This window comes from Nonomuraea sp. NPDC049152, assembly GCF_040648355.1.
Lineage (GTDB): Bacteria > Actinomycetota > Actinomycetes > Streptosporangiales > Streptosporangiaceae > Nonomuraea.
Genome location: NZ_JBEZDO010000003.1, coordinates 290,637 through 302,154, shown reverse-complemented (window position 1 = coordinate 302,154; position 11,518 = coordinate 290,637). Strand labels below are relative to the sequence as shown.

The 11,518-nt window shown below is 70.4% G+C and carries 11 protein-coding genes; 5 read left to right on the top strand and 6 right to left on the bottom strand.

What is annotated here, in order from left to right:
* Nucleotides 1–56: 56 nt before the first annotated feature.
* Nucleotides 57–530 (bottom strand): anthrone oxygenase family protein, encoded by a 474-nt coding sequence (locus tag AB0B45_RS07975; protein ID WP_358127090.1) that lies wholly within the window; start codon nucleotides 528–530, stop codon nucleotides 57–59.
* Nucleotides 527–1,345: an NmrA family transcriptional regulator gene (locus tag AB0B45_RS07970; protein ID WP_358127087.1), complete on the bottom strand. Its 819-nt coding sequence runs from the start codon at nucleotides 1,343–1,345 to the stop codon at nucleotides 527–529. Before AB0B45_RS07970 ends, AB0B45_RS07975 begins: the two co-directional genes overlap by 4 nt.
* Nucleotides 1,346–1,427: 82 nt before the next feature.
* Here AB0B45_RS07970 and AB0B45_RS07965 point away from each other — a divergent pair, with 82 nt between their 5' ends.
* From AB0B45_RS07965 to AB0B45_RS07945, 5 genes are all read left to right on the top strand, one after another.
* Nucleotides 1,428–2,357, top strand: coding sequence for an AraC family transcriptional regulator (locus tag AB0B45_RS07965; protein ID WP_358127085.1), 930 nt, complete (start codon nucleotides 1,428–1,430; stop codon nucleotides 2,355–2,357).
* 279 nt (nucleotides 2,358–2,636) lie between these two features.
* Complete coding sequence (locus AB0B45_RS07960) at nucleotides 2,637–2,903, top strand: hypothetical protein (protein WP_358127082.1); 267 nt, start codon at nucleotides 2,637–2,639, stop codon at nucleotides 2,901–2,903.
* Nucleotides 2,904–3,459: 556 nt separating this feature from the next.
* The gene (locus AB0B45_RS07955) at nucleotides 3,460–6,102 is read left to right on the top strand and encodes a Tex family protein (protein ID WP_358127079.1); all 2,643 of its coding nucleotides are present in this window, start codon (nucleotides 3,460–3,462) and stop codon (nucleotides 6,100–6,102) included.
* Between the two features lie 137 nt (nucleotides 6,103–6,239).
* Nucleotides 6,240–7,313, top strand: coding sequence for a hypothetical protein (locus AB0B45_RS07950; RefSeq protein ID WP_358127075.1), 1,074 nt, complete (start codon nucleotides 6,240–6,242; stop codon nucleotides 7,311–7,313).
* Between the two features lie 11 nt (nucleotides 7,314–7,324).
* Nucleotides 7,325–7,459 (top strand): hypothetical protein, encoded by a 135-nt coding sequence (locus tag AB0B45_RS07945; protein ID WP_358127072.1) that lies wholly within the window; start codon nucleotides 7,325–7,327, stop codon nucleotides 7,457–7,459.
* A 177-nt stretch (nucleotides 7,460–7,636) separates the two neighbouring features.
* Here AB0B45_RS07945 and AB0B45_RS07940 read toward each other — a convergent pair whose 3' ends face one another.
* From AB0B45_RS07940 to AB0B45_RS07925, 4 genes are all read right to left on the bottom strand, one after another.
* Nucleotides 7,637–8,518: a sigma-70 family RNA polymerase sigma factor gene (locus AB0B45_RS07940; protein WP_358127069.1), complete on the bottom strand. Its 882-nt coding sequence runs from the start codon at nucleotides 8,516–8,518 to the stop codon at nucleotides 7,637–7,639.
* A 9-nt stretch (nucleotides 8,519–8,527) separates the two neighbouring features.
* Nucleotides 8,528–8,914, bottom strand: coding sequence for an STAS domain-containing protein (locus AB0B45_RS07935; protein WP_358127066.1), 387 nt, complete (start codon nucleotides 8,912–8,914; stop codon nucleotides 8,528–8,530).
* 101 nt (nucleotides 8,915–9,015) lie between these two features.
* Complete coding sequence (locus AB0B45_RS07930) at nucleotides 9,016–9,993, bottom strand: phosphotriesterase-related protein (RefSeq protein ID WP_358127063.1); 978 nt, start codon at nucleotides 9,991–9,993, stop codon at nucleotides 9,016–9,018.
* 43 nt (nucleotides 9,994–10,036) lie between these two features.
* Nucleotides 10,037–11,422, bottom strand: a complete 1,386-nt coding sequence (locus tag AB0B45_RS07925; RefSeq protein WP_358127060.1) for a methionine--tRNA ligase — start codon at nucleotides 11,420–11,422, stop codon at nucleotides 10,037–10,039.
* Between the last annotated feature and the right edge of the window lie 96 nt (nucleotides 11,423–11,518).

Below are 11,518 nucleotides of genomic sequence, written 5' to 3'. Positions count from 1 at the left end.
CGAGTTTCACCCGCCCGGCAAGATCGTAGCGACTTACGCCTCCTCCTTCGCGAGCATCACCACAACAGCAGGCCGACTCCGGCGATGACCAGGGACGCGAAGCTCACCAGGCCCCTGAACGTGTTCCACCGCTGCCAGCGGGAGGTGTACGCGGCCCAGAGCCGCTGCGGCTCGCCCTGGCCCGCCTCCAGGGCGTTGTTCATCGGCACGTTGATCGCCGCCGTGACCGCGAACGAGCCGATGACGTAGAGGCCGCCCGCGGCGAGGAAGGCGATCCCCGCCTCGGACACGCCCTGGGTCAGCAGCAGCACCCCGGTCGCGATAGGCGCCACGGGCGCCGCCAGATACATCAGCAGGAACACCGGGTTCAGGATCTTCCTGTTCACGCTGCGCATCGCCGCGACCGCCTGGTCGGCCTTGATCGCGTCGAGGCCCGGCATCACCGAGATCGTGAACCCGTAGAACAATCCCGCCATCGCGCCCAGCAGCACCAGGCTGAGCAAACCGGCGACCTGCGTCAGCATCGTCATCGCGCACCCCAGACCCCGGTCGCCGCGGCGTCCTCGGCATACAGGCGGAAGTCGCGGGGCTCACGGCCCAGCGCCCGCTTCACGCCGTCGGCCACGTAGGCGTTGCGCCCGTCCAGCACCTTCGTGAACAGCTCGGTCAGGAACTCCACGTAGTCCGCGGGCACCTCGCCCTCCGCCAGCATGGCGGCGAACTCCTTGGCCGACACCGACTCGTACCGGATGTCCCTTCCGGTGGCCCGTGCGATCTCCGCGGCGGCGTCGCCGAAGGTCAGCAGGCGGGGGCCGGTCAGCTCGTAGATCTGCCCGACATGCCCCTCCGAGGTCATCGCGGCCACCGCGACGTCCGCGATGTCCTCCGCGTCGACGAAGGGCTCGCCGATGTCGCCCGTGGGCAGGATGATCTCTCCCGCGAGCACCGGCTCCAGCAGGAAGGACTCGCTGAAGTTCTGCGCGATCCAGGTCGAGCGCAGGATCGTCCAGTCGGCGCCCGAGTCGATGAGCGCCTGCTCGGTCGGCAGGCCCTCCTCCTCGCCCCGCCCCGCCAGGATCACCAGCCTGCGCACGCCCATCGAGACGGCGAGCCCGGACAGCGCCCCGATGCGCTCGGCCGCGCCCTGCGCCGCCATGTCGGGGAAGTAGGCGATGTAGGCGGCGGACATACCGTCGAGGACGGGCGCCCACGTCTTGTCGTCCTCCCAGTCGAACGGCGGCGTGCCGTTCCGCGAGCCGACGCGAACCGGCAGACCGAGGGACTCGAGCTTCTTCACCACGCGGCGGCCGGTCTTGCCGGTCCCGCCCAGAACCAGGTTTGTCATGCCTTCAGCCTGGCCGGGACCCCCATCCTGCGGCCATCGTCGAGAAGCTCGCCCGCATCATCGAGCGTCTAGGCTTCCTGCCATGGACGCTCTCGCAGGACTCCTCGACGGGCCGCGAGCCCGAGGCGCCTTCCTGCTTCGATCGATCATGACACCGCCGTGGTCGGTGCGCATCCTCGACCGGGCCCCGCTGACGCTGGTCTCCATGCTGCGCGGGGAGTCATGGGTGGTGCCCGACAGCGGGCCCCCCGTACGGCTGCGGCCCGGCGACGTGGCCATCATGCGCGGGCCCGAGGCGTACAACGTGGCCGACGAACCGGGCACCGAGCCCACCATCCTCGTCCACCCGGGCGAGCGCAGCACCACCGTCGACGGCGTGGAACTGTGCGCGTCGATGGACCTGGGCGTCCGCACGTGGGGCGACAGCCTCGACGGCCCCGCGGTCATGCTCAGCGGCACCTACCAGATGCACGGCGAGATCAGCAGGCGGCTGCTGCGCGCCCTGCCGCCGACGCTGCTCGTCCCCTCGCTCGACTCACCCCTGCTCACGCTGCTCGGCGACGAGGTCGCAAAGGACCAGCCGGGGCAGGAGGTCTTCCTCGACCGGCTGCTCGACCTGCTGCTCATCGCGACGCTGCGCGCGTGGTTCTCCAGGCCCGAGGCCGAGGCGCCCGCCTGGTACCAGGCGCACAGCGACCCCGTCGTCGGCCGCGCCCTCCGGGTCCTGCACAACGAGCCCGCCAACCCGTGGACCGTCTCCGCGCTGGCCGAGCGCGTCGGCGTCTCCCGCGCCGCGCTGGCCCGCCGCTTCACCGAGCTGGTGGGCGAGCCGCCCATGTCCTACCTGACCAACTGGCGGCTCACCATGGCCGCCGACCTGCTGCGCGAGCCCGAGGCGACCGTGGCCTCCGTGGCCCACAAGGTGGGGTACGGCAGCGCGTTCGCGCTGAGCACGGCGTTCAAGCGGGAGAGAGGCCTCAGCCCGCAGGAACACCGCCTGGCCCCCGCCTGACCCCCATCACGCCCCCTCCGCCCTCGGCCCCTCCCACGCAAGCCCGACCCTCCCGAAGAACGCCCACGTCTGACCACAGGCGCGGCCGTGCCACCCCGAAGCCCCCACACCGCTCACCCGGAGAAACGCCCGCGCGTGACGACGGATGGGGCCGTGCCGGTGGGGGCCGGGGCGAATATTACGGTCCGTTGCGGTTCCCCACCGTGAGTAGCGGAGATATCACGCTACGTGATCGCAGCTGGGCCCCGCCTGTCCCCCGGCGCAAGGGCATGGCTTTGGGTGCTCGTGGCCGCCCTCGCCTGGACCATGCAGGTCGTCGGCCCCGCACCGACCCACACCGAGCCGCTCACCTCCGAACGCGAGGTCGTCGCCACCGACCGGTTCTCCACCGTCGAGGAGGTCTCGCGGAGAGCCGAACAACCCCTCCGCCGTCCCACCCGCCAGGCCAGGCCGAGGCACCACACCCCCGCGACCACCACGCCCGCCCGGCGCCCATGCGTGCGGACGGCCGAACTCCAGACGCTGCTCTGCGTGTGGCGTACGTGACAGGGCCCCCGTGCCCGCCGTACAACCACATGATCGGAGCCGGACATGAAGGATTGTTGCGTCGTACTGGAGACATGGACCCATCACTGCCCGCAGTGCCGCTCGGAGTGGCAGCACACCTATGAGGCATGGCACGTCGACAACGGACGCGGCAGGTGCGCCGTGACCTGGCGTCACCGCGGCCAACTGGTGCCCGCGCCGTGCTCGGGGCTCGTGTGTCCCGAATGCTCGACACCTGCGCAGGCGACCGTTCCTCGCTGAGCCGCGCCGCCGCCGTCTCCGCCGAACGGCGGCGGCATGCGCGTGGTCGTCCCCGCCTCGCGGAAAACGTCGGTGCGGGAGTCTAGGGTGTCGGTTTCAGGCTCGCCGTGACGGCGGGGACCGAAGTCCTGCTGGGCGCGCGCCCTCGGCGGACGGGACCACGGGGAAGCGGAGGCGCCCAGCAGGCTTGCCGTACGGGAGGGAAGGCCTCCTGTGCAGGCAAGACGACGCCGGCGAGCGCACTCGCGCCCCGTGTCCGGCACAATTGGGCGGCGGACCATCGAAAGGCGAATCAGTGCTCTCTATTCACCAGCGGATCGCGGAAGAGCTGGGCGTACGCGACGGGCAGGTGCAAGCGGCGGTCGACTTGCTCGACGGCGGCGCCACCGTGCCGTTCATCGCGCGTTACCGCAAGGAGGTCACCGGCGCGCTCGACGACGCGCAGCTGCGCACGCTGGAGGAGCGGCTGCGCTACCTGCGCGAGCTCGAGGAGCGGCGCGCGGCGATCCTCGAGTCGATCGAGTCGCAGGGCAAGCTCACCGACGAGCTGAAGGAGCAGATCCTTGCGGCGGACACCAAGGCCCGCCTCGAGGACATCTACCTCCCCTACAAGCCGAAGCGCCGCACCAAGGCCATGATCGCCCGGGAGCTCGGGCTCGAGCCGCTGGCCGACGCGCTGCTCGCCGACCCGACGCTCGACCCCACCGCCACCGCCGAGCCGTACGTCGTGGAGGGGCTCGCCGACGCCGCCGCGGCTCTGGAGGGCGCGCGGGCCATCCTGATCGAGCGGTTCGCGGAGGACGCCGACCTGATCGGCACGCTGCGCGAGCGCATGTGGTCGTACGGCAGGGCGGTCTCGACCGTGCGCGAAGGCAAGGAGGAGGCGGGGGCGAAGTTCTCCGACTACTTCGACTTCAGCGAGCCGTTCACCAAGCTGCCCTCGCACCGGATCCTCGCGATGTTCCGCGGCGAGAAGGAGGAGGTCCTCTCGGTCGCGCTCGAGCCCGAGGAGGGGCCCGAGTACGAGCTGCGCATCGCCTCCCGCTTCGGCGTCTCCGACCAGGGCAGGCCCGCCGACAAGTGGCTGAATGACACGGTCCGCTGGGCGTGGCGCACGCGCATCCTCGTCCACCTCGGCCTCGACCTGCGCATGCGGTTGTGGCAGGCGGCCGAGGACGAGGCGGTGCGGGTGTTCGCCGCCAACCTGCGCGACCTGCTCCTGGCCGCCCCCGCCGGAACGCGCGCCACGATGGGTCTCGACCCCGGCCTGCGCACCGGTGTCAAGGTCGCCGTCGTCGACGCCACGGGCAAGGTCGTCGACACCGCGACCATCTACCCCCACGAGCCCAAGCGGCAGTGGGACCAGTCGCTGGCCGTGCTCGGCGCGCTCGCCCAGAAGCACGGCGTCGAGCTGATCGCGATCGGCAACGGCACCGCCTCCCGCGAGACCGACAAGCTTGCCGGCGAGCTGGTCAAGCACATGCCAGGGCTGACCAAGATCGTGGTGTCGGAGGCGGGCGCGTCGGTCTACTCCGCCTCCGCCTACGCCTCGCAGGAGCTGCCGGACCTCGACGTGTCGCTGCGCGGCGCGGTCTCGATCGCCCGTCGTCTGCAGGACCCGCTGGCCGAGCTGGTCAAGATCGATCCCAAGTCCATCGGCGTCGGCCAGTACCAGCACGACCTGGCCGAGACCAAGCTGTCGCGCTCGCTGGACGCGGTGGTCGAAGACTGCGTCAACGCGGTCGGCGTCGACGTCAACACAGCCTCGGCGCCGCTGCTGACCCGCGTGTCCGGCATCGGTTCGACACTGGCCGACAACATCGTCCAGCACCGCGACACCAACGGGCCCTTCAGGTCGCGCACCGCGCTGAAGGAGGTGGCGCGGCTGGGTCCCAAGGCGTTCGAGCAGTGTGCCGGATTCCTCCGCATCCCCGGCGGCGACGACCCGCTCGACGCCTCCAGCGTGCACCCCGAGGCGTACCCCGTCGTGCGGCGCATCCTCACCTCGGTCGGCACGGACCTCAAGTCGCTGATCGGCAACACCGCGACGCTGCGCTCGATCAAGCCGGACGCGTTCGTCGACGACACGTTCGGCCTTCCGACGGTGACCGACATCCTGGGCGAGCTGGAGAAGCCCGGACGCGACCCGCGCCCCGCGTTCAAGACGGCGACGTTCAAGGACGGGGTGGAGAAGCTCTCCGACCTGGCGTCCGGGATGATCCTCGAAGGGGTGGTGACGAACGTCGCGGCCTTCGGAGCGTTCGTCGACATCGGCGTGCACCAGGACGGGTTGGTCCACGTTTCGGCGATGTCCCGCACGTTCGTCAAGGACCCGCGCGATGTGGTGAAGCCCGGCGACATCGTCAAGGTGAAGGTGCTCGAGGTCGACATCCCCCGCAAGCGCATCTCGCTCACGCTGCGGCTGGAGGACGAGACCGCGGCGGGCTCCCGGCAGGGTCGGGGCGGCCGTTCATCGGAGGGACGCGGCGACGGCCAGCAGGGCGGCGGCCAGCAGGGCAGTGGCCGTCCAGGCGGGGGCCAGCAGGGCGGCGGCCGTCCCGGTGGCGCCCGCTCCGGAGACGGCCGCGGCGAGGGACGCTCAGGCGGTCGTTCCGGTGACGCACGCTCGGGCGGCGGCCGCGGCGCCGATGCCGCCCGCGGCGACGGCCGTGGAGACGGCGGCCGTGGAGACAGTGGTCGTGGAGACAGTGGTCGCCGAGACGGTGGCCGGGGCGACGGTGGCCGCGGGGACGGTGGCCGTGGCGGCCGCGACGGCGGAGCCCGTGAGGGTGGCCGCGGGAACGGCGGCGGCCGCTCAGGAGACGGCCGCGACGGTGGCCGCCAGGGCGGACAGCGCGGTGGCCAGCGCCGCCCCGCCCCGACGGGCGCCCTCGCGGAGGCCCTGCGCAAGGCAGGCCTGGCGGGCGACGACTACTGATCGCCCGCGGGTGCGGGACCCCACCCGGGCCCCGCACCCCCATGGCCCGTGCGCCGGACACGCCGGTCCGGTTCAGCGACAAGCGGACGGTGGTCTGCCCCACCCCGTCAAGTGGGTACGGTCGGGGGGTGGGTGCGATGGACAAGACCGATGACCTCTACCGCGACGCCGTACGGCAGGCGCATGACCTGCTCAGGTGGCGATCGCCGTTGCGAGCCGAGCTATGGGCGAGCAGGCTGGCCGCCGAATGGCACGACGACGATGGGCCGGCACGATCGTTCGTGGAGCGCGCCACCCACGACGACACCCCTGAGGCCCGCCTGATCCTGACCGCACTCGCCTCCATCGCCCAACCCCCCACCGCCGAGCCGACCACCGATGAGACGACCGCTGGTGAGGCGCCTGCACGCGGAACTCCAGTCGGTGAAGTTGCCGACGCCCCAGCAGCTCGGTGGATGGAGCTCATGGGGCGGGCTCAGGCCGATGGCGCGTGGTACGGCACCGCCGACCCCTACGGCGAGCAGGCCCTGGCGGTCATCTCCTTCGTCTACCCCAACGGGAAGGAGCCCCACCTGGCGGTGGTCGGCATCGACCAGGCCAACGGTGGGTTCGCGGTCGACGTGATGATCGAGGAGCCGAAGTTCCTCGACGACCTCAACGTTCGTCCCGCCGATCCCGTGCGGGTGGCGGGCCGGGTCATCGACGCGTTCGAGCTCACCGACGCCATTATGGGCGCACCCGTCGCCGACACCTTCCCGCAGGCCCGGGCGATCGTCCTGGCCCGCGCCCGCACCGCAGAGGCCTCCAGGCTGGGGACGAAAGGGGCCAGAGGTGCCGGGGGTGGGCGGTGGTCGCCGGATGACACCGTGGAGCGGTTCGACGATCTTCCTGACGTGCCGGGAGCGAGTGAGGCGTTCGCCACTCTTGTGGAGTTCGTTGGTGATCGTCCGTCGTGGTGGAGTCCGGCGCGAGTCACCCAGTTCATCACCTCGTGGTTGCCGAGGGAGGCGATCATGAGTGAGGCCGCCGTCGACGCGATGCCGCAGGTCCTGCGGGCCTGGACGCGCCATCTGGGAGATCATCCCGAGGTGCGCGAACGCGTCGATGCCGACTCCCGAGACCTTCCGCTCCTCATGGCCGACGGATTGCACTTCAGTCTCGCCAAGCGGCTGAGGCTCGCCGAGAGGGAGCACCGGGGGACAGACCGCTGACTACTGCGGCTATGCTGCGCAGTGACCTTTTCTGCGGCCCATTGAGGGAGAGCTACAGCATGTACAAGGAGTTCGCGGCCGAGGCTGTCGTCTGGGTGGTCCCGATCGTGGTCCTCATCGGCCTCGCCCTCATGATCACCGCCTGATCCAGCACATTCGCTGGCCCAGCCCGCGCGACGGCCCTTCTCACAGGAGCCGTCCGTGGGCTTTCGCCCGTTCCCTCGCACCGCGCTCCACCTCATGAGCGCGCCGTCACCACGCTCGCCGGCACCCCACCCGTGAATGACCCGTCACGGCGCACGCCGGCACTCCAACCCGTCGAGCTACGAGGCCCACGCCAGCAATGGGCTGCCTTCGCGCAGCCGCCGCAGCGCCTGCTTCTCCAGTTGCCTGATGCGTTCCCTGGTCAGCCCGAGCGTGTCGGCGATCTCCTGGTACGTCAACACCTTGCCGCCCGCCAGGCCGTACCGGCGTCTGATGATGAACGCCTCGCGCACCGGCAGCTCCCGCACGAGCCCGCGCAGTTCGGCGGCCAGCGCGCGCAGTTCCGTGAGCTCCTGCACCTGAGGGACGTCCTCGTCGGCGATCAGGTCGCCGACGCTGGCCTCGCCGTTCTCGCCGACGGGGGTGTCGAGGCTGATCGTCTCCTGCGCGAGTCTTCGCAGTCCCGCGATCTGCTCGACGGTACGGCCCGCCGCGTCGGCCAGTTCGTCCTCCTCCGGCTCCCTGCCAAGGTCGGCGGACAGCCGGCGGGCGATCCTGGACAGGCGGGCGACTTCCTCCGCCACGTGGACGGGCAGCCGCACGGTCCTGCTCTTGTCGTTGATGCCGCGCTCGATCGCCTGCCTGATCCACCACATGCCGTAGGTGGAGAACTTGTATCCGCGCTTGTAGTCGAACTTCTCCACCGCCCTGATCAGCCCGAGGTTGCCCTCCTGGATCACGTCGAGCATGGGAAGCCCGCGGTGGGCGTAGCGTTTGGCCGCGGCGACGACCAGGCGCAGGTTCGCCCTGATCAGCCGCTCCCTGGCCAGCCTGCCCTCCCGCACGAGTACCGGCAGTTCCGGTCGTTCGTCGCCGTGGGCGAGGAGGTGTTCGGCGTAGAGACCCACCTCCACCCGCCTGGCGAGGTCGACCTCGTCCTCGGCGGTGAGCAGCCGGGTCCTGCCGATCTCCTTGAGGTAGTCGCCTAACAGGTCCGCCATGCTGCCCGACTACCCGGCAAACGGCGGAGAATTCCCTGATTCGGAGAGTTCGGCGATGGCGAGTTCGGCCGTGGTCCTGATGTCGAAGAACTTGTCGAGGGCGGTGATCGCGAACAGGTGCTTGCAGCGCCCGTTCAGGCCCGACAGGAGCAGCCGCCCGCCGGAGGCGGTGACCGCCTTGTGGAGGTAGACCAGCACGGACAGTCCGGAGGAGTCGCAGACGCTGACGGCCTGCATGTCGATGACGATCATCGGAGGCCGGCTGAGATCGAGCGCCTTGGTGACTCGATCTCGCACCTCGGCCGACGATCCGAAGTCGAAGTCTCCTGTCAGCCTCGCGATGACACAGGGACCTTGCAGTCCGAGGCTGATCGACAAGGCCTGCTCCGCAGTCACCCAGCTCCACCTACCCGTGTAGCACGCTTCGATCCCGCTACCTTACCGAAGGTCGCGGGGAACGCTTCGCCCGCCCGGCGGTGCGCCGGGCGAAGCGCGGTTCAGGAGAAGTAGCGGGCGGGTGTGGCGACCAGCATCTGGTCGAGTTGCTCCTGGGTCACGCCGAGCGCCAGGAGCGCGGGGAGCACGTCATCGTGAATGTGGTCGTAACGCCAGTTCGGCGCGACCAGCGGGACGCCTTCGTCCCACTCGCCGGCGAAGTAGTCCATGAAGCAGGCGGCGTCGTGGCTGAGCACCATCCGGTCGGCGTAGCCCTCCTCGCACAGCGCGGCGATGGTGGCGACGCGCTGCTCGGTCGGGTTGTACATGTCGAGCCCGAACCGGTCCATGCCGAGGATGGCTCCGGTGTCGGCGAGCCTGCGCAGGTAGTCGAGGTCGTTGCTGTCGCCCGCGTGTCCGACGACGACCTTGCGCAGGTCGACGCCCTCCTTGGCGAACAGGTCGAGAGCCAGGAGCCCCGACTGCGTGGCGGCGTCGGTGTGGACGGTGATGGGTGCGCCGGTGCGCGCGTGCGCCTGCGCGGCGGCCCGGCACATGCGCTCGACGCCTTCGGTCAGGCCGCGCCTGTCGACGACGCACTTGATGAAGGCGGCCTTGACCCCGGTGTCGGCGATGCCCTCGGTGAGGTCGCGCACCATGTCGTCGATCATCGGGTCCGGCATGTCCATGAGCAGCCCGGGCCCGCGGTGCTCGTATGGGTGGGGTGGCAGGTCGTAGAAGTAGAGCCCGGTGGCGACGATGACGTTGAGCTCGGGCACCTGCTCGGCGACGCGCTGGATGCGCGGGATGTAGCGCCCGAGCCCCCACACGGTCGGGTCGGCGATCGTCCGCACGCCCTTCGCCGCCACCCCCTTGAGCTTGCCGATCGCGTCGGCGACCCTGAACTCCTCGTCCCACCAGCCGCCTTCGCCGTAGTTGTCCTTGTGCTCGGTCGAAAGGGCGAAGATGTGCTCGTGCATCAGGGTCTGGCCCAGTTCGCTGACGTCGACCTGGCCGCGGACGGTGGGAACGGTGGGCATGCGGAGCCTCCCACACCAACTGGTCTGTGCGCGCCAACCTATGTCAAAGGATCCGGGCGAACAATGGCGCGGGCGCGGGCAGCCGCTCCCCCGCCACCTGCGCCGCGACCCTCGCCGCCGCTCCCGGCAACAGATCCTCCAGATGTACGGCAAGCGCCCTGCACGCATGGACCAGCGTCGCCAGTGCGACATCGGGATCGGCCTGCTTCCACGGCTGTTCCCGCTCGATGTACCTGTTGGCCTCCTCGACGATCGACCAGACCGCCGAGGCCGCCGCCCTGAAGTCGAAGTCCTCCAGCGCCGCGTGCACCCGCTTGTCGACATCCGGCACGAGCGGCGCCACCTCGAGGTCGGGCACGTACCCGTCGCGGAACCTGTGGACCATGGTGACGACCCGCTTGACCAGGTTGCCGAGGCCGTTGGCCAGGTCCTCGTCGTGGCGGGCGGCCAGCCGTACCTCGGTGAAGTCGGCGTCGCCGACGCGCGGCACCTCACGCAGCAGCCACCAGCGCACCGCGTCGGTCCCGTAGCGGGCGGCGAGTTCGGCGGGGTCGGCGGTCGCGCCGGAGGACTTGGAGATCTTGCGGCCGTCGACGGTCAGGTAGTCGTGGACGTAGATCTCGGTGGGCAGCGGCTGGCCCGCGGACAGCAGCATCGCGGGCCAGTAGACGGCGTGGAAGCGGATCACGCCCTTGCCCACCAGGTGGATCTTGCGGCCGTTCGCCCACCAGCGGTCGTAGTCGTCCAGCGCGGTGACGTAGTTGGCCAGCGCGTCCCACCAGACGTAGATCACCTGTGCGGGGTCGCCAGGGACGGGGACGCCCCAGCCGCGGGCGCGATCCTGCGACCGGGAGATGCTGATGTCCTCGAGCCCCGCCTCGATGAAGGCCAGCACCTCGTTCCTGCGGGCGGCGGGCTCGATCCGCAGCCGCCCGTCGGCGATCAGCGCCTTCAGCTCGTCCTGGTAGCGGGACAGGAGGAAGAACCAGTTCTTCTCCGCGACCCTCTGCAGCGGGCCGCCGTGCTCGGGACAGGTGTCGTCGGTGGAGAACGCCTCGCAGCCGACGCAGTACAGGCCGTCGTAGGAACGCTCGTAGACGTCGTGCTCGGTGGCCCGCCACAGCCGCTCGACGCCCGCGCGGTGGGCGTGGTCGCGGCTGGTGCGGACGAAGGCGTCGAAGGAGAGCGCCAGCGGCTCGCGCAGCGCCTCGAACGCCTCCGCGTTGCGGTCGACGAACTCCTGGACCGGCACGTTCGCGGCCTCGGCGGCCAGGACGTTCTTCAGCGAGTTGTCGTCCGTGCCGGTCTGGAAGCGCACGGGTTCGCGCCTGCGATAGTGCCTGGCCAGCACGTCCGCCTGGACGATCTCCAACGCGAAGCCCAGATGGGGACGTGCGTTGACATAGGGGATGGTGGTCGTGATGTACATCGGAACCTCCAAAGGGGCCCCGGACATGCGAAGAGGCCCCGGTCATCAGGGCCTCAACGAAGACGTCGGCGAGCCCCTAGGGGGCCATCATTCGCC